18 protein-coding genes and 1 pseudogene are annotated in these 20,126 nt (G+C 67.3%); 9 read left to right on the top strand and 10 right to left on the bottom strand.

Going from position 1 to position 20,126, the window contains the following annotated elements:
• Positions 1-256: 256 nt before the first annotated feature.
• Together HWX62_RS19305 and HWX62_RS19300 are read left to right on the top strand one after the other, a co-directional pair.
• Complete coding sequence (locus HWX62_RS19305; RefSeq protein ID WP_175985210.1) at positions 257-2,890, top strand: MMPL family transporter; 2,634 nt, start codon at positions 257-259, stop codon at positions 2,888-2,890.
• The gene (locus tag HWX62_RS19300; protein ID WP_175931065.1) at positions 2,883-3,875 is read left to right on the top strand and encodes a VacJ family lipoprotein; all 993 of its coding nucleotides are present in this window, start codon (positions 2,883-2,885) and stop codon (positions 3,873-3,875) included. Before HWX62_RS19305 ends, HWX62_RS19300 begins: the two co-directional genes overlap by 8 nt.
• A 122-nt stretch (positions 3,876-3,997) precedes the next feature.
• Here the strand turns inward: HWX62_RS19300 and HWX62_RS19295 are convergent, their stop codons facing one another.
• The 5 genes from HWX62_RS19295 to HWX62_RS19275 all read right to left on the bottom strand — a co-directional run bounded on the left by HWX62_RS19295 (position 3,998) and on the right by HWX62_RS19275 (position 9,400).
• Entirely contained in the window at positions 3,998-4,705 is a 708-nt protein-coding gene (locus HWX62_RS19295; RefSeq protein WP_175931064.1) for a phosphorylase, read from the bottom strand.
• Between the two features lie 3 nt (positions 4,706-4,708).
• Complete coding sequence (gene shc, locus HWX62_RS19290; RefSeq protein ID WP_175931063.1) at positions 4,709-6,682, bottom strand: squalene--hopene cyclase; 1,974 nt, start codon at positions 6,680-6,682, stop codon at positions 4,709-4,711.
• A gap of 12 nt (positions 6,683-6,694) precedes the next feature.
• Positions 6,695-7,948: a hydroxysqualene dehydroxylase HpnE gene (hpnE, locus tag HWX62_RS19285; RefSeq protein ID WP_175931062.1), complete on the bottom strand. Its 1,254-nt coding sequence runs from the start codon at positions 7,946-7,948 to the stop codon at positions 6,695-6,697.
• A gap of 13 nt (positions 7,949-7,961) precedes the next feature.
• Positions 7,962-8,810, bottom strand: coding sequence for a presqualene diphosphate synthase HpnD (gene hpnD, locus HWX62_RS19280; RefSeq protein ID WP_175931061.1), 849 nt, complete (start codon positions 8,808-8,810; stop codon positions 7,962-7,964).
• A 257-nt stretch (positions 8,811-9,067) separates the two neighbouring features.
• Positions 9,068-9,400: a hypothetical protein gene (locus HWX62_RS19275; protein ID WP_175931060.1), complete on the bottom strand. Its 333-nt coding sequence runs from the start codon at positions 9,398-9,400 to the stop codon at positions 9,068-9,070.
• A gap of 192 nt (positions 9,401-9,592) precedes the next feature.
• Here HWX62_RS19275 and HWX62_RS19270 point away from each other — a divergent pair, with 192 nt between their 5' ends.
• A complete protein-coding gene (locus HWX62_RS19270) occupies positions 9,593-10,477 on the top strand; it encodes an alpha/beta fold hydrolase (protein ID WP_175931059.1) in 885 nt (294 codons plus the stop codon).
• Between the two features lie 19 nt (positions 10,478-10,496).
• On the opposite strand, the gene HWX62_RS19265 is transcribed toward HWX62_RS19270, so the two are convergent.
• Genes HWX62_RS19265 through HWX62_RS19255 form a run of 3 tightly spaced genes read right to left on the bottom strand, consistent with a single transcriptional unit; the run spans position 10,497 to position 12,419 of the window.
• Positions 10,497-11,435, bottom strand: a complete 939-nt coding sequence (locus tag HWX62_RS19265) for a diguanylate cyclase (protein WP_175931058.1) — start codon at positions 11,433-11,435, stop codon at positions 10,497-10,499.
• Positions 11,432-12,058 carry a chemotaxis protein CheC gene (locus HWX62_RS19260; RefSeq protein ID WP_175931057.1) on the bottom strand — a complete coding sequence of 209 codons (627 nt, stop codon included), beginning with the start codon at positions 12,056-12,058 and terminating at the stop codon, positions 11,432-11,434. Before HWX62_RS19260 ends, HWX62_RS19265 begins: the two co-directional genes overlap by 4 nt.
• On the bottom strand, positions 12,051-12,419 hold the full coding sequence (locus HWX62_RS19255) for a response regulator (RefSeq protein WP_011548759.1): 369 nt from the start codon (positions 12,417-12,419) through the stop codon (positions 12,051-12,053). The genes HWX62_RS19260 and HWX62_RS19255 overlap by 8 nt, the downstream gene beginning before the upstream one ends.
• A 215-nt stretch (positions 12,420-12,634) precedes the next feature.
• On the opposite strand from HWX62_RS19255, the gene HWX62_RS19250 reads away from it, so the two are divergent.
• Both HWX62_RS19250 and HWX62_RS19245 read left to right on the top strand, forming a co-directional pair.
• Positions 12,635-12,841, top strand: coding sequence for a hypothetical protein (locus HWX62_RS19250; RefSeq protein WP_175931037.1), 207 nt, complete (start codon positions 12,635-12,637; stop codon positions 12,839-12,841).
• 49 nt (positions 12,842-12,890) lie between these two features.
• On the top strand, positions 12,891-15,140 hold the full coding sequence (locus HWX62_RS19245; protein WP_175931056.1) for a hybrid sensor histidine kinase/response regulator: 2,250 nt from the start codon (positions 12,891-12,893) through the stop codon (positions 15,138-15,140).
• 66 nt (positions 15,141-15,206) lie between these two features.
• On the opposite strand, the gene HWX62_RS19240 is transcribed toward HWX62_RS19245, so the two are convergent.
• Positions 15,207-15,761: an NAD(P)H-dependent oxidoreductase gene (locus tag HWX62_RS19240; RefSeq protein WP_175931055.1), complete on the bottom strand. Its 555-nt coding sequence runs from the start codon at positions 15,759-15,761 to the stop codon at positions 15,207-15,209.
• A gap of 370 nt (positions 15,762-16,131) precedes the next feature.
• Here HWX62_RS19240 and HWX62_RS19235 point away from each other — a divergent pair, with 370 nt between their 5' ends.
• Both HWX62_RS19235 and HWX62_RS19230 read left to right on the top strand, forming a co-directional pair.
• The gene (locus tag HWX62_RS19235; RefSeq protein ID WP_175931054.1) at positions 16,132-16,731 is read left to right on the top strand and encodes an RNA polymerase factor sigma-70; all 600 of its coding nucleotides are present in this window, start codon (positions 16,132-16,134) and stop codon (positions 16,729-16,731) included.
• A pseudogene (locus HWX62_RS19230) lies at positions 16,709-16,885 on the top strand (zf-HC2 domain-containing protein); the annotation flags it as partial. The gene HWX62_RS19235 and the pseudogene HWX62_RS19230, both read left to right, overlap by 23 nt.
• A gap of 96 nt (positions 16,886-16,981) precedes the next feature.
• On the opposite strand, the gene arsC reads toward HWX62_RS19230, so the two are convergent.
• Complete coding sequence (gene arsC, locus HWX62_RS19225; protein ID WP_175931052.1) at positions 16,982-17,338, bottom strand: arsenate reductase (glutaredoxin); 357 nt, start codon at positions 17,336-17,338, stop codon at positions 16,982-16,984.
• Positions 17,339-18,327: 989 nt separating this feature from the next.
• Here arsC and parA point away from each other — a divergent pair.
• Both parA and HWX62_RS19215 read left to right on the top strand, forming a co-directional pair.
• On the top strand, positions 18,328-18,990 hold the full coding sequence (gene parA, locus HWX62_RS19220; protein ID WP_006480195.1) for a ParA family partition ATPase: 663 nt from the start codon (positions 18,328-18,330) through the stop codon (positions 18,988-18,990).
• Positions 18,991-19,013: 23 nt separating this feature from the next.
• Positions 19,014-20,075, top strand: a complete 1,062-nt coding sequence (locus tag HWX62_RS19215; protein ID WP_175931051.1) for a ParB/RepB/Spo0J family partition protein — start codon at positions 19,014-19,016, stop codon at positions 20,073-20,075.
• Positions 20,076-20,126: the final 51 nt, after the last annotated feature.

The following is a 20,126-nucleotide window of genomic DNA, read 5'->3' as shown; positions in this document are numbered from 1 at the left end:
CCTGACGCCCCGTTGCCGCCCGGTGACCGACTGTTACCTTTCAGCGCCGTTTGTCACAGGCGCGCAGCGGCGTGCCGACGCATCGACGCGCCGATTATGTAAGTATCTCCATACAAATGGCCCGGCCGCGCGGCCCGATTCGAACGCCGCGAGCAAATATCCTTCCCGCCCCGAATCTCCCCAACGTCACGACCGTCGCCGCGCCGCGCCGGTATACTTGGCTACTTTGCCCTAGCCAGCCGCTCCCCACCGCCACATGGTGACTTCTCTCATCGTCCGACTCGTTGCGTGGTCGGTGCGCCGCCCCGTCTGGGTCGTCGTCCTGTCGCTCGTCATCGCCGCCTTCAGCGGCGTCTACGTCGCGCAGCATTTCAAGATCAACACCGACATCAGCAAGCTCGTCGATGCGGAGCCGCAATGGGCCGCGCTCAGCCGGGCCGTCGACAAGGCGTTCCCGCAACGCAACGGCACGATCCTCGCGGTCGTCGAGGCGCCCGCGCCCGAATTCGCGACCGCCGCCGCGCACGCGCTGACCGAAGCGCTGCAGAAGGATGCCGATGCCGGGCGCATCGGCCAGGTCGCCGAACCGGGCGGCGGGCCGTTCTTCGAGCACAACGGGCTGCTGTTCCTGTCGCCGCAGGAGGTCGCCGATACGACCGCGCAGCTCGCGAGCGCGCGCCCGCTCGTCAACGAATTCGCGAAGAACCCGAGCCTCACCGGGCTCGCCACCACGCTGTCCACCACGCTCGGCCAGCCGCTCCTGACCGGCCAGGTGAAGCTGCCGGCGATGGCGAAGCTGCTCGCGCGCAGCGCCGCGACGGTCGACGACGTGCTGGCCGGCAAGCCGGCCGCGTTCTCGTGGCGCGCGCTGGTCGACAACGACGCCGCTCGGCAGCCCGCGCGCGCGTTCGTCACCGTGCAGCCGGTGGTCAACTACGGCGCGCTGAAGGCCGGTGCGGCAACGAGCCAGGTGATCCGCGACGCGGCCCGGTCGCTCGATCTCGAAAAGCGCTACGGCGCGGCCGTGCGCCTGACCGGCGAACAGCCGCTCGCCGACGACGAATTCGCATCGGTGGAAGACGGCGCCGCGCTCAACGGCGCGCTCACGCTGCTCGCCGTGCTCGTCATCCTGTGGCTCGCGCTGCGCTCGAAGCGGATGATCGGCTCGGTGCTCGTCACGCTGTTCGTCGGCCTCGTCGTGACGGCCGCGCTCGGCCTCGCGATGGTCGGCTCGCTGAACATGATCTCGGTCGCGTTCATGGTGCTGTTCGTCGGCCTCGGCGTCGACTTCTCGATCCAGTACGGCGTGAAGTACCGCGAGGAACGCTTCCGCGATCCGCGCATCGATCACGCGCTGATCGGCGCCGCGCACTCGATGGGCATGCCGCTCGCGCTGGCCACCGCGGCCGTCGCGGCAAGCTTCTTCTCGTTCATCCCCACCGCGTATCGCGGCGTGTCCGAGCTCGGCCTGATCGCGGGCGTCGGGATGTTCGTCGCGCTGCTGACCACGCTCACGCTGCTGCCCGCGCTGCTGCGCCTGTTCGCGCCGCCGGGCGAATCGAAGACGCCGGGCTTCCCGTGGCTCGCGCCGGTCGACGATTACCTCGATCGCCATCGCAAGCCGATCCTGATCGGCACGCTCGCGGTCGTGATCGGCGCGCTGCCGCTGCTCGCGTTCCTGCATTTCGACTTCAACCCGCTGCACCTGAAGGACCCGAACAGCGAATCGATGGCGACGCTGCTCGCACTGAAGGATTCGCCGCAAGCCGCCGTCAACGACGTCACGCTGCTCGCGCCGTCGCTCGCCGAAGCCGACGCCGCCGCGAAGCGCCTCGACGCGCTGCCCGAAGTCGGCCGCACGACCACGCTGTCGACCTTCATCCCCGCCGACCAGCCGGCCAAGCGCGTCGCGATCGCCGCGGCCGCGAGCGAGCTGCTGCCCGCGCTGACGCAACCCGCCGCACCGCCCGCGACCGACGCGCAACGCGTGGCCGCGCTCAAGCGCGTGTCCGACCTGCTCGGCTATGCGGCCGAAGATCATCCGGGCCCGGGCGCCGCGGCCGCGCAGCACCTGTCCGCGTCGCTCGCGAAACTCGCCGCCGCCGACAGCGCGACGCGCGACCGCGCCGAACGTGCGTTCTCCGATACGCTGCGCATCGCGCTCAACCAGCTCGCCGCGCTGCTGCAGCCGCAGGACATCACGCGCGAATCGCTGCCGCCGCAGGTCGTGCGCGACTGGGTCGCGCCGGACGGCCACGCGCTCGTGCAGATCTCGCCGAAGGTACCGAAGGGCGTCGACCCGAACGACGACACGATGCTGCGCCGTTTCGCCAAGGCCGTGAAGGCCGCGGAACCGGGTGCGACCGGCGGGCCGATCTCGATCCTGCATTCGGCCGACACGATCATCAACGCGTTCCTGCACGCGGCGCTATGGTCGATTCTCTCGATCACGATCCTGCTGTGGGTCACGCTGCGCCGCTTCGGCGACGTGCTGCGTACGCTGGTGCCGCTGCTCGTGTCGGGTATCGTGACGCTCGAGATGTGCGTCGTGCTCGGCATGTCGCTCAACTTCGCGAACATCATCGCGCTGCCGCTGATGCTCGGCGTCGGCGTCGCGTTCAAGGTGTATTTCGTGATGGCGTGGCGCGCGGGGCAGACGGGGCTGCTGCATTCGAGTCTCACGCACGCCGTGCTGTTCAGCGCCGCGACGACGGCGACCGCCTTCGGCAGCCTGTGGCTGTCGCACCATCCGGGCACGTCGAGCATGGGCAAGCTGCTCGCGCTGGCCCTGACCTGTACGCTGATCGGCGCCGTGGTGTTCCAGCCCGTCCTGATGGGCAAACCGCGCGTCAAACGCGCCAAGAACCAATCGCAAGGAATCAATGAATAAGGTGCGAATCATTGCGGCGACCGTCGCCGCCAGCGCGATGCTGACCGGCTGCGCGACGGGGCCGAACCGCAATCCCAACGACCCGCTCGAGCCGATGAACCGGGCGATGTACAAGTTCAACGACACGGTCGACTCGAACATCGCGGTGCCGATCGCGAAGGGCTACCAGAAGATCACGCCGACGCCGGTGCGCACCGCGATCAGCAACTTCTTCTCGAACCTCGGCGATCTCGGCAACATGGCCAACAACCTGCTGCAGTTGCGCATCACCGATGCGACGCAGGATCTGATGCGCGTGGCGATGAACTCGCTGTTCGGCGTCGCCGGCCTGATCGACATCGCGACGCCGGCCGGGCTGCCGAAGCATCACCAGGATTTCGGGCTGACGATGGCGCGCTGGGGCATGCCGTCGGGCCCGTATCTCGTGCTGCCGGTGTTCGGGCCGAGCACGATCCGCGACGGCGTCGGCCGCGCGGTGGACGTGCGCTTCAACCTGCTGAACTACATCGAGCCGGCCGCGCGCAATCCGATGTACATCGCGCAATTCATCAGCGCGCGCTCGGACCTGCTCGGCGCGACCGACCTGCTGAAGCAGGCCGCGCTCGATCCGTATTCGTTCGTGCGCGATGCGTACCTGCAGCAGCGCAAGTCGCTCACGTATCACGGCCAGTCGGCATCGGCCGCGGCGCCGAACTACAACGAACCGGGCGAATCGGGCGCCGTGCCGGCCGCGACGCCGGCCGTGCCGGGGCTGCCGAACTACGAGGATCCGGGCGAGTCGGGCGGCGCATCGGGCGCCACGCAGAACAATGCGCCGGCCGCGCCGGGATTGCCCCAGTACGACGATCCGGGTGCGGACAATGCGATGCCGGCGAGTGCGCCTGCTGCCGCATCGTCGGCCGCCACGACGGCGCCGGCCGCCAACGGCGCGCCGATCGCGCCGGCGATGCCGACGCTGCCCGCGAGCAGCCCGGCCGCGCAGTAACGCCGCAACGGCGGCCGCGCCAAAACAAAGAGCGCTGCACGATGCAGCGCTCTTTTTTTATCCGCGCGAAACGACGAAACAGCGAACCGAAAAGCGGGGAAGAGGGCAGCGGCGCGTGCCGCTCAAACGATCCGCATCGCGCCCGCCCGCTCGAACGCGTGGCGCGCCTGGATCAGGGTCGTGCGCGCCGCGCGCGCGTCGCCGGCGACCTGCAGCAGCGGCCCGAGCTGCGACGGCTGCTTCAGCAGCTCGCGCAGGATCGGCAGGATCGCCGTGCTGCCGTCGTCGCGCAGGCCCGCCGTCGCCGCACTCGGCAACGTGCGCCACGCCGGATCGACGATCGCGCGGCACACCGCGAACGGCACGCCGCGCGCGGCGGCGAAAGCCGCCGCGATGTGCGACTCCATGTCGACGGCCAGCGCGCCCTTCGCGCGATGCAGCGACGCCTTGTCCTGTTCGCTGACGACCGGCGCGCCGACGGCCGCGATCGTGCCGCGCGTGACGCGCGCCCACACCGGCGTGTCGTGCAGTGCGGCGACGAGCCGCGTGCTCCAGCCCACGTCGGTCTGCACGCGGCCGAACGGCCCGTCGATCGCATTCGCGATCACGAGCGCACCGGGCACGAGATCCGGCGCGAGCCCACCTGCCGTGCCGAAGCTGACGATGCCCGCGCACCCGCGCGCGGTCGCTTCGGTCAGTGCGCGCTCGAGCCGGTCGGCCCGCGCGGCGAACACGGCTTCGACGCCGTCGCCGCGCGCGATGCGCGCCTCGAACGCCATCCCCGTGACGGCGATGACGGGCAACGCGCCGTTGTGCTGCGTCGTCGCCACGCGTTACATCCCGACCGTCACGCGCGTCGCATTCGCGCGCTTCAGGTTGCGGTAGCGCGCCAGCGCCCACAGCGGGAAGAACTTGCGATAGCCGTGATAGCGCAGGTAGAACACGCGCGGGAAGCCCGTCGCCGTGAAGCGCGTCTCGTCCCACAGGCCCTCTTCGTTCTGCCGGGCGACCAGGTACTCGACGCCGCGCGCGACGGCCGGGTTGTTCACTTCGCCGGCCGCCATCAGGCCGAGCAGCGCCCAGGCCGTCTGCGATGCCGTGCTCGGCGCCTGCTCGTAGCCGCGGTAGTTCAGCTTGTAGCTGTCGCCGTCCTCGCCCCAGCCGCCGTCCTTGTTCTGGATCGACAGCAGCCACTGCGCCCCGCGCTTCATGCGCGGGTCGTCCGGCGTCAGGCCGGCCGCGTTCAGCGAGCACAGCGCGGTCCACGTGCCGTACACGTAGTTCATCCCCCAGCGGCCATACCAGCTGCCGTCCGGCTCCTGTTCCTTCAGCATGTAGTCGAGCGCGCGGCGGGCCGGCTCGCTGTTCAGCGGCGTTTCGCCGAGCTGAGACAGCATCGACAGGCAGCGGCCCGACACGTCGGCCGTCGGCGGATCGAGCAGCGCGCCGTGATCCGAGAACGGGATGTTGTTCAGGTAGTACTGCGTGTTTTCCGGTTCGAACGCGCCCCAGCCGCCGTCGCTGCTCTGCATGCCGACGACCCATTCGCGCGCGCGCGCCATCGAATCGCGATACGTGTCCGACTGCGTGAGCTTCTGCGCGCGATCCATCGCCATCACGACCACGGCCGTATCGTCGACGTCCGGGTAGTGCGCGTTCGCGTACTGGAACGCCCAGCCGCCGGGCCGCACGTTCGGGCGGCGCGAGATCCAGTCGCCGCGCACGTCGAGGATCTGCAGCGGGCGCAGCCATTCGAGGCCGCGCAACACGGCTTCCTGCGCACGCGCATCGCCGGTTTCGAGCAGCGCATGCGCGACGAGCGACGTATCCCACACGGGAGACAGGCAGGGCTGGCAATACGCTTCGTCGTCGTGCACGACGAGCAGCTTCTCGACCGACTTGCGTGCGAGTGCCCGATTCGGATGATCTTCCGCGTAGCCGAGCACGTCGTACATCATCACCGCGTTGGCCATCGCCGGATAGATCGCGCCGAGGCCGTCCTCGCCGTTCAGGCGCTCGTCGACGAACGACACGGCCTGACGGATCGCGCGTTCACGCGTATAGCTCGGGAACAGGCCGTCGACCGCGCGCAGCGCATGGTCGACCACGCGGAAGAACGCGAACCAGCCGGGGCTCTGATGCCCCTGGCGCGGCAGCAGCCCGGCGTTGACGGGCGGATCGATGAACAGCTCGTCGATGCGCACGCCGCGCGGGTTCTTCGCGAGCGGGCGCTTCGCGTTCAGCACGAGCAGCGGCACGATCACGGTGCGCGCCCAGTACGACACCTTCGACAGGTGGAACGGGAACCATTGCGGCAGCAGCATGATCTCGACCGGCATCATCGGCACCGCGCGCCACGGAATCGCACCGTACAGCGCGAGCTGGATGCGCGTGAACACGTTCGACATCTCGGCGCCGCCCATCGCGTGGATCGCGCGGCGCGCGCGCTGCATGTGCTCGGCATTCTCGTCGTCGCCGATCACCTTCAGCGCGAAATACGCCTTCACGCTCGCGCTGATGTTCGGCGCGCCGTCGGTAAACAGCGGCCAGCCGCCGTCGGCCTGCTGGATGCGGCGCAGATACTTGCCGATCTTCTGTTCGAGCTCGAGGTTCGGCGTCTCGCCAAGATAGTGGACGAGCAGCACGTATTCGGCGGGAATCGTCGAATCCGCCTCGAGTTCGTAGACCCAGTGTCCGTCCGGTTGCTGCGCGGCCAGCAGCGCGTCGGTCGCCCGCGCGACGGCGGCGTCGACGCCGGCCGGCACGGCGCCGGCGGACAAGGTAGCCATTTCGGTGAGATCGTTCATCGGTCCCTCTCGTTATTGCGTCTGGAGCACGTCCGCGGCCAGCTGGCCGGAACGGATCGCGCCCTCGATCGTGGCGGGCAAGCCGGTGGCAACCCAGTCGCCCGCGAGTACAAGATTGGTCCAGCGCGTACGCACGGCCGGACGTTTCATTTCCTGCGACGGCACCGCCGCAAAGCCCGCGCGCGGCTCGACGACGAGCTGCCACGCGGGGGTGGTTTCCGGGTTTGCGCCGGTCACGCGCGCGACGTCTTCCCAGATGCGCCGCGCGAGCGTGTCGCGCGGCATGTCGAGCCAGCGGCCCGCATCGCGGATCGTCGCGGCGAGCGGGCCGTCGCCCGTTCGCACCGCGTCGACGACGCCGTTGACGACGGTCGTCTGCAGCGGAGTGCCGGCCGACGCTTCGGCCGCGAAATACGCGGTCACGACCGCGCTGAACGTGTCGGGCGCGGCGAGTTCGGGCACGAGCGGCTGCGCGACCTCGGGCGGCACGGCCAGCACGACCGCGTCGCCCGGCGCGAGGTCGATGCGCTCGCCGCCGATCGACACCGCATCGACCGCATTGCCGTGCGCGCCGAATTCGAACGCGTCGAGCCGCGAATTCAGCCGGATCTGCGCGCCGCCGTACTGCAGCATCCGCAGCGCCGGTTCGACGAACGCGCTGCCGAGCCCGCGGCGCGCGACGAGCGGACGGCAGCCGGGGCCGCCCGCGGCAAACGTGCCGCACAGCGCGGCGCGCGCAAGCTCGGCGCTCGCGTGGCGCGGCTCGATATTCAGCACCCCGAGGAAAAACGGCCGCAGCCAGCGGTCCCACAGCACGCCGTCGCATCGCATCGTCTGCGCAAGCGAGCGGCCCGTGCGGGCGAACGCGAGCGGGGCAAGCGCGAGGTAGTCGAGCGGCGTCGTGCCCGGTGCGCGCGACGCGGCATCGAACAGCCACGACGGCCAGCGGCCGTTGCCGAAGCGCAGCGTCCAGCGCTGCTGCGACGCGATGTCCATGACCGGAAATTCGGCCAGCGCGGGCCCGGCGAGCTGATCGGCCGCGCCGATCGCGCGCAGGTAGCGCTGCGTCGCGGGCTGTCCCGCGAACACCGTGTGCAGCCCGCTGTCGAGCGTCGTGTTCAGCGTCCCGTCGAACCACGAACGGCAGCGGCCGCCCGCGTGCGCGTGCGCGTCGTGCAGCACGATGCGCCGCCCGCGGCGTTGCAGCTCGACCGCGGCCGACAGGCCCGCGAGTCCTGCGCCGATCACGTGGACGGTTCTGGGCATCGCGTCGGTCGACTCAGAACAGCGCGTAGCGCGCGGCGATCATCAGCATGCGCGCCTTCGGCTTGCGCAGCGGCGCGCGCGGCGCGGCAAAGCCGCGTGCGATCGCGGCGTCGAGAATGCAGCGATACGCGCCCGACATGATGCGCGGCGCCTTCACCTGCGCACGCGGGCAGGTATCCATCACCGCGTCGGCCTGGCGGAAGTGCTCGAGCGCGCGCTCGACGAGCGTCGCGCACACGCGCGGCAGCGCCGGATCGCGCACGATCGTCGCCGGATCGGTGATCGCGATGCCTTCGCGCGCGAGCAGCTCGCGCGGCAGGTAGCACCGGTTGATCGCCGCGTCGTCGTCGATGTCGCGCAGGATGTTCGTCAATTGCAGCGCGCGGCCGAGGTGGTGCGACAGCGTGATCCCTTCGGCTTCCGGCATCCCGAAAATCCTCACCGACAGCCGGCCCGCGGCGCTCGCCACGCGGTCGCAGAAGAGGTCGAGCGTCGGCTCGTCGGGCGCGCAGATGTCTTCCGCCGCGTCCATCGCCATCCCGTCGATCATCGCGTGGAAATCGTCGCGCTGCAGATTGAACGCGCGGATCTCGCGATCGAGCGCGGCCAGGTGGCGCGGCGGGCGGCCGGCGAAGCACGCGTCGATGTCCGCGCGCCAGCGATCGAGGCCCGCGTTGCGCTCGGCGCGCGGCAGGTCGCTGTCGGCGATGTCGTCGACCGCGCGGCAAAACGCGTAGACCTGGAACATCGCATCGCGCTGCACGGCTGGCAGGATGCGCATCGCCAGATAGAAGGAACTGCCCGATGTGACGGCAGCGGCGTCGGTTTCTTGTTCGTCCACGACGGAAGGGGAAACGGCCAAGACGAGCTCCACGGAGACACCCACGCGGGGCGATTGAAGAAGCCATGCCCGGCTGGGATGGTCAGGGCGTCGATGCGTGCGAGATATGCGAACGATCGACGCAGACAGGCACAAATTACCGGCCGGAAGCCGGAATTGGGCGAAAGTATAGCAATCTTTGAAGTTCGATGGCGGACACGCGCCACGTCTGGCGGGGCGTCGCGCGCCGTCGAGAGGCCGGTGCGGCCGGCCCGGGCGGATGGACGCCGCGCCGCGCGTCAGCCGTAGACGATGTCGCGCTGCAGATCGAGTGCAATGAGCCCCATTTCGCGCGTGAGCTGCAGCATCGAGCGGCGCTCGAGGCGCGAGCCCATGAAGCTCGTCACGCGGCCGTCGGGCTCGGCGGTGAACTGGAAAACCGCGCCGCCCGTACCGAACCACGCGCCCGGCACGTCGGGCGATTCCTGCCAGTCGATCTGCTCGAACACGCGCGCGATGCCTGCGCGCACCTGGTCGCCCGGGCCGATCGGCGGCGCGATGTCGCCCAGGTCGTCGAGCGAATAGGGGCCCGGTTTGTTCGGCTTCCGGTAGAAGAGATAGTCGACGTTCATGGGGCGCAATCGCAGGTAAAGCAACAAATTAGCGCGCTTCGGCCCAAATTCAAATCGGATCCGAACGAAATGTGGCCTGCGCGACACAAAGGGACGAATCGTTGCCGGCCACGAAACGCGCCTTTCGATCGCGCGTCTGGAGGCCGGCCGGTTCGTCTAAGATGACACCTTTCTCGAAAAAACACGGACACCATGGAGACGAACGACACCGCCACCCCGCAGTCCGACCATCCCGTCTTCGTGCTCGTGCACGGCGCGTGGCATGGCGCGTGGTGCTACGCCCACGTGGCGGCCGCGCTGGCCGCGCGCGGCTATCTGTCGATCGCGCGCGACCTGCCCGCGCACGGCATCCATGCGCGCTTTCCCGCGTCGTATCTCGCACGGCCGCTCGACAAGGACGCATTCGGCGCCGAGCCGTCGCCGGTCGCGAACACGACGCTCGACGACTACGCGACGCAGGTGATGCAGGCCGTCGACGACGCGTACGCGCTCGGCCGCGGCCAGGTCGTGCTGGTCGGCCACAGCATGGGCGGCCTCGCGATCACGGCGGCGGCCGAACGTGCACCGGAGAAGATCGCGAAGATCGTCTATCTCGCGGCCTTCATGCCCGCATCGGGCGTGCCGGGCCTCGACTACGTGCGCGCGCCGGAAAACAAGGGCGAGCTGCTCGCCCCGCTGATGCTCGCGAGCCCGCGCGTGGCCGGCGCGCTGCGCGTCGATCCGCACAGCGGCGACGCCGCGTATCGCGAACTGATGAAGCGCGCGCTGTACGAAGACGTGCCGCAGGCCGACTTCGACGCGGTCGCGAACCTGATGAGCTGCGACGTGCCGGCCGCGCCGTTCGCGACCGCGATTCCGACGACCGCCGCACGCTGGGGTGCGATCGACCGTCACTACATCAAGTGCCTGCAGGACCGCGTGATCCTGCCCGCGCTGCAGCAGCGCTTCATCGACGAAGCCGACGCGTTCGCGCCCGGCAACCCCACCCGCGTGCACCAGCTCGACAGCAGCCACTCGCCGTTCGTGTCGCAGCCGGCGGTGCTCGCCGGCGTGCTCGTCGACATCGCGAAAAGCTGAGCGGCGCAGGCGCGCTCGGTCAGGCGTACGCGACCGACCGATCGCGCCCGAGCCGCTTCGCACGATAGAGCGCGGCGTCGGCCTCGTTGACGAGTACGTCGCAGGTCGGCGCGCCGGCTTTCGCGCACGCGGCGCCGACGCTCGCCGTGACCGGCACGCTCACGCCTTCGGCATCGACCGGCATGCCGCCGATCGCGTCGCGCACCTTGTCGGCCACCCGCATCGCCTCCTCGAGATTCGTGCACGGCAGCAGCAGCGCGAATTCCTCGCCGCCGAACCGGCCGAACGTATCCTGCGCACGCACGATCGACGCGACGCGGCGCGCCGTCTCGCGCAGCACGGCGTCACCCGCCGCATGCCCGAAGCGATCGTTGATCGTCTTGAAGTGGTCGAGGTCGAACAGCAGCACCGACAGGTCGCCGCCGTAGCGCTGCCAGCGCGCGAATTCGTCGCCGAGCCGCGCCTCGAAGAAGCGCCGGTTCGCGATGCCGGTCAGCCCGTCGCGATTCGCGTGTTCGCGCAGCTTCGCGACCGCTTCCTCGCGCTCTCTTTGCATCACGCTCACATGCGTGACGTCCGAGATCGTCACGCACACGGCCTCGACGTCGCGACCGCGCGTGAGCGGCATGAACGTGCAGTCCTGCTGCATGTAATCGACGCCGCCCGTGATCGGCCGGTCGTGCTCGAAGCGGAACAGGTAGGGCCGCTGCTCCCACGAGCTGAACGCGAAGCTGCCGAGCTGGAACACGCTTTCGAGCTTGCGCGACAGCCACGCGCGCGGCAGGTCGGGAAAGCGGTCGAACAGGTTGCGGCCGATCACGTCGGCGGCGGGGATGCCGCTGTGGTCCTGCATGAAGCGATTCCACATCAGTACGGTCATCGAACGATCGAGCACGAACAGGCCGAAGCCGACCCGCTCGATCACGAGGTCGCTCAGCGACGGGGCGGCGGCCGTCATAGCGCGGACAGCAACGCGTCGAGCGCGTCGCCCATCAGCCGGATCGAATCCTCGGCCATCAGCATCACGAAATGCGCGCGAAACGTGTGGTCCTCGAGCCCGAAGTTCACCTCGAGCAGCAGCGCGACGCTCCACGCGAGCTCGTTCGGCTGGAAGACGTCGTCGAACGACACGTTCGCGCCGAGCAGCCCCGGCGGGAAGAACACGGGCTTGCGGCCGAGTTCGTCGAGGATCGACGAGACGCAGGCGCCCATCAGCACGTTCGCGACGTCGAACACGAGCTCGTCCGGCGTCGCCATCCCGCCGTACACGCCGTCGCCGAAGGTGCGGTCGACGACCGACATGAGCCGCGCGACGCCCGCCGTGCGGCACAGCACGATCGCCTCGCCCTTGATGTCGGAACGGAAGCCCTGGCGCACGGCGGTCACGTTGTCGTGGATGCCCGTCATCTCGCGCAGCGCGTCGCCCGCGTCGGCCGCTTTCACGACGCGCACGCGCGGCACCGACAGCTCGATGAAATGCCCGAGCAGCAACGCCAGCCGCGCGGCGGCGCGGCCCATTGCAAGGTTGGCGATCTCCTGCAACGCGTCGCGTTGCTCCGCCGTGAACACCGAGTCAGGCATACAACCCATACTCCTTGAGAATGGGCAGCAATGCCTCCGACGTCACGGGCTTGGCAACGAATGCGATCGCGCCCAATTCACGCACGCGTGCTTGCGCCTGCGGCTGGATATCGGCGGATACCACGATCACGAACGTGTTCAGGTCTTCGTGGCGCAGTGTTTCAAGGACCTGATATCCGCTCATGTCGGGCATCGTCAGGTCCAGAAACATCACGGAAGCTTTGCCGTCACGATAGAGCGCCAAGGCCTCGCGACCATTCGCTGCATACGCGACGTCAACGTCCCAGTCTCCCGGCAGCGCCTTTGTCAGAAGTTTGCGAGCGAGCAGCGAATCGTCGGCAATTACAATCGGCAAAGGCATGGGGAGATGCGGTATACGGAATGGTCTCTCTCGCGTTAACGACCGCGCGGCGCACTTCTTTAGGTGCCATGCGTTTCGGGCGCGGGCAGCCGCCTTGCGGCCGCGCACGGGCATCGCGACGCAGGTGCGCGCGACGCACCGCGCGGCATTGCCGGCGGGCGCATATATCTGTCATAGGGAAAGCAAGGCGCGATTCTCGGAGTAAACCGGAGGCGATGCAACTCGCCAATTTCACCATTTCGAACAAAATCGATTCGATCGCACGCCATTCCGAAAACAGCCGCGACCATTTTCAAGATAAGCACGCAAAATTTTTCCTTGTGTACGTTTGCGCTGCCGGATTCGTCGCGTTTTCAATTCGACGGTTTATCTCTGTCATGGACGACAGGATTGCGCTCGTGCGGCGCCGCACGGCGGGCTGACGCAACTCGTTTATGATGGCAGGCACCTCTGCCTCACCCGCTTTCCTCGATGACGTCCGAACGGCCTGCCGACTCCCGCGCCTCCGCCCCCCTTCCCGCCGACGACTGGCAGGACGACGGCAATTACGCGGCCGGCGCCCCCGAACACGATTTCGCGGTGCGCCGCGTGACGCTGATCGTGCTGCTCGTCGCGGCGATCGTGCTGCCGTGCATCTACGTGACGGTGATGGCGTACAACGACCTGAAGGCGCGCGAGGCCGCCGCGAGCGACGTGACGATGCGCACGGTGCGCGTCGCCGAGGAGCACGCGCTCAAGGTGTTCGACCTGAGCGAAACGCTCGACGCGCGCATCGTCGATCTCGTGCAGGACATGGATGACGCGGCCGTGCGCAGCCGGGAATCCGACATCCACGAAGCGCTGAACACGATCGGCGGCGGCTATCCGCAGGTGGCCGCCGTGTCGATCTTCGGCGCGAGCGGGATGCTGCTCGCCAACAGCCTCTACTATCCGGCGCCGTACGCATCGATCGCGAACCGCGACGACTTCGCCGGCATCCGCGACGGCAAGGTCATCGAACACATCTCGCGGCTGATGATGGGGCCGCTCAAGCTCGAGAACATTCCCGTCTTCAACACGGGCGTCGCGCGACGCCACAGCGACGGTTCGTTCGCCGGCATGGTGTCGATCGCGCTGAAGTCGTCGTATTTCAACGCGTTCTATCGCGACCTGCTCGGCGGCGCGAACACGCCGATGACGATGGCGCTCGCGCGTTCGGACGGCGCGGTGATCGCGTCGTATCCGCCGCCGCCGGCGCTGGCGCACACCGATCGCTCCGACACGTTCGGCAATGCGCGCAACGATCCGCGCGCGGGCGTCGTACGCGTGCGCCACGACGGCGGAAGCAGCGAGATCGTCGCGTATCGCCAGGTCGGCAGCTACCCCGTCTACGTGACGTGCGCATACCGCACGTCGGCGATCTGGCATGAATGGTACGAACACCTGAGCGTGTTGTTCATCTCGATGTTCGCACCGTCGGTCGCGCTGTGGTCCGTGATCTGGCTGTCGCTGAAGCGGCTGAAGGCGGAAGAGGAGGCGTGGGACCGCTGGCAGGCCGAAGCGTCGATGCGGCGCTCGATCGAATCGGCGTACCGGCAGTCGCGCAAGATGCAGGCGCTCGGCAATCTCGTCGGCAGCGTCGCGCACGACTTCAACAACCTGCTGATGATCATCTCGAGCAACGTGCAGATCGCGCGGCGGCGCGGCGTCCAGCATCTCGACAAGGAACTCGGCGCGATCGAACGCGCGCTGAAGAACGGGCAGTCGCTCACGCGCCAGTTGCTCGGCGTCGCGCGCAAGCAGCCGCTGCACAACGAGACGATCGACGTCGGGCAATGGGTCGGCACGTGCCGCGAGCTGCTGAAGACGTCGCTCGGGTCGAAGTCGTCGCTGGTCGTCGCGATCGAGCCGGGCGTCTGGCCGATCCGCGTCGATGTCGCGGAGCTCGAGCTCGCGGTGATCAACCTCGCGGTCAACGCGCGCGACGCGATGTCGACCGGCGGACGCTTCACGGTCGGCGCACGCAACGTCACGCTGCGCCGCGAGGACGGCTTCCCGCTGACGGGCGACTTCGTGCAGATCTCGCTCGACGACACCGGCTCGGGCATGGCGCCCGAGGTACTCGCGCGCGCCTTCGAACCGCTGTTCACGACGAAGGCGCAGGGGATGGGGACGGGGCTCGGCCTGCCGCAGGTATTCGCGTTCTGCGAACGCTCGGGCGGCCTCGCGACGATCGACAGCGCGGTCGGCGCCGGTACGTCGGTGCGCCTGTACTTGCCGCGCGCGCGTGCCGAGGACGTCGTCGCGCGGCCGGCGGCCGGCACGCACGATGCGGGCAGCGGCGCGGCCGCCGGCCTGCACGTGCTGCTCGTCGAGGACAACGGCGAAGTCGCGGCCGGCACGGAAGCGTTGCTGTCGCTGCTCGGTCATCGCGTGACCTATGCGCCCACCGCCGACGACGCGTTGCGCCTGATCGAAGGCGCCGCCGCGAACGACGCATTCGACCTCGTCATTTCGGACATCCACATGCCGGGCCGCCTGAACGGCATCGACCTGGCCGAAGCGATCGAGCAGCGGCCGGAAAGGCTGCCCGTGATTCTCGTCACGGGTTATGCGGAGGAGCTCGACCGCACGCGCACCGTCAACGTCCGCGTGCTGTCGAAGCCGTTCGATATCGCGCTGCTCGACGAGATCCTACTGCGCATCCGCGAAGCGCGCGACGCACGACACGCCGGCGCGTGACCCGCCGCGTGCGGGCCGGCACCGGCGGCGGCGCCGAGAACGGGCGTGACGATCAGGCCGACGCCATCACGCCGATTTCAGCAGGCGCACCCAGCTCGCGTAGCGATCGACGAAGCCCTGCAGGAACTTGCGGGTGTCCTCGCTGACGATCTGCCCCTGATCGTCGATGCGCGCCGGATCGTGCTTGATGAACATCTCGGGCTGGCCGAGCGTCTTCACGTCGAGGTACGCGAGCACGTTGCGCAGGTGCTGCTGCGCGAGCGCGGTACCCACCGCGCCCGGCGACGTGCCGAGCACCGCGCCCGGCTTGCCCGACCACGAGTTGGAACCCCACGGGCGCGAACCCCAGTCGAGCGCGTTCTTCAGCACGCCGGGAATCGACCGGTTGTATTCGGGCGTGACGAACAGCAGCGCGTCGGCGGCTTCGATGGACTGCTTGAAGCGTTTCGCGACTTCCGGGAAATCCGCGTCGTAGTCCTGGCTGTACAGCGGCAGTTCGCCGATCTCGACGAACTCGAACGAAAAATCGGCGGGGGCGAGCGAGATCACGGCGTGCGCGAGCGCACGGTTCGTCGAAGCACGACGCAGGCTGCCGACGATGACCGCAATACGATAGGACATGGCATTCTCCTTCCGGTGAGTGAGGAATCGGATCGATTGCTTCCGAACGGGCGACAAAGGTCTGTTTATAGGCAAGCCAGCCCGCGAGCCGTCCCACGGGGCCGTCCGGCCGACTTTCCACAAGGTTTTCCACAGAAATTGTGGATAACTCGACCGTTATGTTCCGACGTTACAGATTACCCGCCGCGCAGCGTCGTCGCCGCGCGAGACAGGGTTCGGCAAGGATAGCGCAGCGCGAAGGCCGGTTCCGTGAATTCGTGACGGAACATTGCATTGCAGGCGGGCATCGCACCCAGTAAACTGCTCGCACCGCGATGCGTCCGCTCCGTGACGCACACGCGCGACCGCTTCGACACACTGCCATCCAGACATGCCATCCGCATACGACGACCCCGCCTATCTCGCACGACTGCGGCACGACCTGCTGCGCTTCGCGCGACTCCAGCTCCGCGATGCCGACGCGGCCGAAGACGCCGTGCAGGAAGCGCTGGCGGCCGCGTGGTCGCATGCCGGCGAGTTCGCCGGGCTGTCGGCCCACAAGACCTGGGTGTTCGGCATCCTGCGCAACAAGCTGATCGACGTGCTGCGCGCACGGCAGCGGATGGTGAGCCTGAGCGCGCTCGATGCGGAGCTCGACGGCGAATCCGTGCTCGATCGCGAACTGTTCAAGGACAACGGGCACTGGGCCGCGCATGCGAAACCGCGGCCGTGGCCGAAGCCTGAAACGCTGTTGCAGCAGCAGCAGTTCTGGATGTTGTTCCAGGCGTGCCTCGATCATCTGCCGGAGCAGATCGGACGCGTGTTCATGATGCGCGAATTCCTGGATGTCGAGATTGCGGATATCTGCAGCGAATTGACGCTGACGACCAACCATTGCAGCGTGCTGCTGTACCGGGCGCGCACGCGCCTGCGCACCTGCCTGAGCGAAAAAGGACTGACGACCGAAGATGCTGCCGGGGAAATGTACTGACGTGACACGACTGCTGTCGGATGCGCTCGATCGGCCTCTGACGCTGCACGAGCGCCTGCAGGTGCACGTGCATTTGCCGACCTGCAGCGGATGCCGCGCCTATCGCGGACAGATCGCGCTGCTGCGGACGGCCGCGAAAGCGGCGGCGGGGCGCGCCCCGGCGACCGCGTCGGTCTGGATTGCCGTTGCGCGCATCGGGCTGGGCCGGGCGGCGTGCGTCGATGAAATAAAAAAATACGACGGGCAAGAATTATTCGAACAAGGCCTTCACCGACTCGGGCGGGCGACCGATCGCCGCCTTGCCGCGATACACGACGATGGGACGTTGCAGCAGGATCGGATGAGCGACGATCGCGGCGTAGGCTTCGGCGTCGGTCAGATTCGCGCGGGCTAGGTTCAATGTCTGGTACGGCTCCTCGCCATCGCGCAGCATGTCGCGGACCGGACGGCCGAGCTGCTTATGCAGCGTTTCCAGTTCCTCGATTGTCGGCGGCGCCTTCAGGTACTCGACGACGTTCAGCGGTGCGCCGGCGGTATTCAGCGACTCGACCAACGCAAGCGTCTCGCGGGACTTCGAGCATCGGGGGTTGTGGTAGATCGTGATCATCATTCAAGCGTGGATGGTGGAGCCCTGTATTGTAGCCAGTCTGCATCGAGGAGCTTGGTGGGGCGGTTCGACGGGGATCGGGTGGAGTTCGTTGCGGCAGGTCGCTGAGACAGTTCGGTTTAGCGGGCGCGTCGGCATCGCGAGAGGGGTGTTGTGGCGTCTGCGGTCACGCGTTAAAGAGTGGTTGTTTATGCGCATAAAGTCGGGGCACCAGCTTCGCAGGACGAGGAACAGCCGTCGGCCTCACCGATGTCTCGTGAGGAGGTGCCTTGTGAAGGTTGTCTCGCGTGGCGAAAGGTCGCGTGATCGCGGGAGCACGTCGGGCAGGTTTATGCGCATAAAGCCTGCGATTGTCGGGTGAGGCATGGCGCAAATCGTGGCGTGGATGTGTGGCCGTGCTCGACGGTACAGGCCGGTGCCCGTATCGATAGGCCATTGTCCCGGCACGGCTTCATCGTGCGCGTGACGCAGGCGAGGTCTTTGCCGGCCGCCCTTCACCGAGGGCCGGCGTTGCGTCTGGTTTATGCGCATAAACGCTGCAGGCGACAGGGCCGGACGTCGACACGCGCCGGTTCAACGACGCGCCTCGGGAGCACCGCATGTGACTTCGGCCCGCAGACCGCACACCTTTCGCTCACAAATGCCCGGCGCTCTACAGACGCGGTCAATCGACTCGGCCTCCGCGGACTTTATGCGCACAAACTCCTCGCTCGCAGTCAACGCAGCCCGTTCAGCGGAAGGGCCGAGGCGCCGAGACATTGCTGCGACGAACAGCCGTCGGACTATGTAGCCCGTAAAGACCCACCCATCGAGCAACGCATCGTCCTCGTCCTCGGCACCTTCACCACATCCCCCAACCGATCGCAGCCGCGTCGTTTATGCGCATAAACCGATAGTCCGAATGGCTAGCGCGTAGTTGTCAAACGACAATTTCATTGAAATTCAAATATCGTCCTGTAGAATTCCAACGACCAAAACAGGAGTGAAAATTGGCCGCGGAAATCATTGCAGTCACTCAACAAAAAGGTGGCGTCGGCAAAAGCACGATTGCCATGCATCTCGGCGCCGCGTTCCATGAAAAAGGGAAGCGCGTCCTCGTCATCGACGCAGACCGTCAAAACACGCTGGTTCACTGGTCGAGCGCGTCCGGCGACAGCGACAACGGCATCCCGTTTCCGGTCGTCAACCTTGCCGAAGCCGACGGCCAGATCCATCGCGAGATCAAGAAGTTCATCAACGACTACGACATCATCGTCGTGGATTGCCCGCCGTCGATCACCGAGAAAGTTTCCGGCGTCGTCCTGCTGGCCGCATCGATTGCCGTGATCCCGACATCGTCGTCACCGGCCGATTACTGGTCGAGCGTCGGGCTGGTCAAACTGATTCAGCAGGCGCAGGTGATGAACGAAGATCTGCGCGCGGTGTTCCTGCTGAACAAGACCGAAGAGAAGCGCATGCTGACCCGCGAGCTCAAGCGTGCGCTCGAGGAACTCGGCTTCCCGCTGCTGAAGACGCAGATTCCGACTCGGGAAGCGTACAAGCAAGCGATGGCGCTCGGTCAGACCGTGCTGCAGATGAACGACCGGGGCGGCAAGCTGGCCGCCGCCGAAATTCGCGCATGTGCCGACGAAATCGTCGCCATGCTGCCCTGACTTTATGCGCATAAAGGAGTCACATGAAACCCTCCCAATTCGCCAAAGGATTCCAAGCGCGCCCGGATATCACGACGAGCGAAAAGCGCACGGCGCTTGATCGGCTCAATGCGATCGATGGCATCGTCAAGTCCGAGACACCTACCCCGGTGTCGACCAAATCCGCGAAGAAGGACATCGCCCCGCCGCCAGCGCCGGAATTCACGATCGATCCGTCGGTCGACGAATCGCCGCAATATCGCGCGTGGCGTCTCGAGAATCGCTATGCGCCCGGGCAAGTGATCGAGCTGCCGCTGAAGGCGATCAAGCACAGCCCGTTCAACCCGCGGCACTTCTATCTGAAATCGTCGATTGCCGAACTCGCGGTCAACCTGGCGAAGCAGGGGCAACAGCAGGCGATCCACGTAATTCCGGATTACGACAACCCGGGCACGTATTTCGTCAGCGATGGTGGCCGCCGCGTGCGGGCGCTGAAGGAGGCGAACAAGGAGTCGGTCAAGGCGATCGTGATCGACGTGCCCATCGGCATCCAGAGCTACAAGCTCGGCTACGATCTCAACGTTCAGCGCGATTCGCAGACGGTATTCGACAACGCCGTCGTATGGCGCCGCTTCCTCGACGAGAAGCATTTCCAGAGCCAGAAAGAACTCTCCGAGCATCTCGGCCTCGATGAGTCGACGGTGGCCGTCGCGCTGTCGATCGGCAAGCTGCCGGAAGCGATCATGCAGGAAATGGTGGCGCGCCCCGATCGCTTCGGATCGAACATGGCGTATCAGGTCGGCCGTTATCACAATGCGCGCGGCACCGAGGCGACGCTGCGATTGATCAACAAGATCGTGTCGGACGATCTCAGCACGCGCCAGGTGTCGGACATCGTCAAGGGCCGCGTCGCGGCGCAGGAGACGCCGAAGGCGGCGGGCCGTCAGCGCTATGCGCAGCGTCTCGAGATCAAGCTCGGCGGCAAGTCGGTCGGCGACCTGAAGTCGTATGGCGAAGACCGCATCGAACTGCGCCTGCGCGGCCTCCCGAAGGACAAGCGCGACGCGATCCTCGAGCAGCTCGAGCGCATGCTGTTGTCGGAGTGAGGGAAACGGCCGGCAGAGCCTGTTGAAGGCGCCGGCCCCACCCGACCGAGG

Source organism: Burkholderia sp. BCC0506, assembly GCF_902833145.1.
GTDB lineage: Bacteria > Pseudomonadota > Gammaproteobacteria > Burkholderiales > Burkholderiaceae > Burkholderia.
Note: the sequence above shows the minus strand (reverse complement) of the source record. Positions and strands in the feature narration are given on the sequence as shown.

What these genes read in the sequence shown, in the direction of transcription:
- HWX62_RS19300 (WP_175931065.1), top strand. Translation starts at nt 2,883, where the DNA reads ATGAATAAGGTGCGAATCATTGCGGCGACCGTCGCCGCCAGCGCGATG.
- HWX62_RS19235 (WP_175931054.1), top strand. Translation starts at nt 16,132, where the DNA reads ATGCCATCCGCATACGACGACCCCGCCTATCTCGCACGACTGCGGCAC.
- arsC (WP_175931052.1), bottom strand. Translation starts at nt 17,338, where the DNA reads ATGATCACGATCTACCACAACCCCCGATGCTCGAAGTCCCGCGAGACG.
- hpnE (WP_175931062.1), bottom strand. Translation starts at nt 7,948, where the DNA reads ATGCCCAGAACCGTCCACGTGATCGGCGCAGGACTCGCGGGCCTGTCG.
- HWX62_RS19265 (WP_175931058.1), bottom strand. Translation starts at nt 11,435, where the DNA reads ATGACGGCCGCCGCCCCGTCGCTGAGCGACCTCGTGATCGAGCGGGTC.
- HWX62_RS19255 (WP_011548759.1), bottom strand. Translation starts at nt 12,419, where the DNA reads ATGCCTTTGCCGATTGTAATTGCCGACGATTCGCTGCTCGCTCGCAAA.
- HWX62_RS19305 (WP_175985210.1), top strand. Translation starts at nt 257, where the DNA reads ATGGTGACTTCTCTCATCGTCCGACTCGTTGCGTGGTCGGTGCGCCGC.
- shc (WP_175931063.1), bottom strand. Translation starts at nt 6,682, where the DNA reads ATGAACGATCTCACCGAAATGGCTACCTTGTCCGCCGGCGCCGTGCCG.
- HWX62_RS19275 (WP_175931060.1), bottom strand. Translation starts at nt 9,400, where the DNA reads ATGAACGTCGACTATCTCTTCTACCGGAAGCCGAACAAACCGGGCCCC.
- HWX62_RS19250 (WP_175931037.1), top strand. Translation starts at nt 12,635, where the DNA reads ATGCAACTCGCCAATTTCACCATTTCGAACAAAATCGATTCGATCGCA.
- HWX62_RS19240 (WP_175931055.1), bottom strand. Translation starts at nt 15,761, where the DNA reads ATGTCCTATCGTATTGCGGTCATCGTCGGCAGCCTGCGTCGTGCTTCG.
- HWX62_RS19270 (WP_175931059.1), top strand. Translation starts at nt 9,593, where the DNA reads ATGGAGACGAACGACACCGCCACCCCGCAGTCCGACCATCCCGTCTTC.
- HWX62_RS19260 (WP_175931057.1), bottom strand. Translation starts at nt 12,058, where the DNA reads ATGCCTGACTCGGTGTTCACGGCGGAGCAACGCGACGCGTTGCAGGAG.
- HWX62_RS19215 (WP_175931051.1), top strand. Translation starts at nt 19,014, where the DNA reads ATGAAACCCTCCCAATTCGCCAAAGGATTCCAAGCGCGCCCGGATATC.
- HWX62_RS19245 (WP_175931056.1), top strand. Translation starts at nt 12,891, where the DNA reads ATGACGTCCGAACGGCCTGCCGACTCCCGCGCCTCCGCCCCCCTTCCC.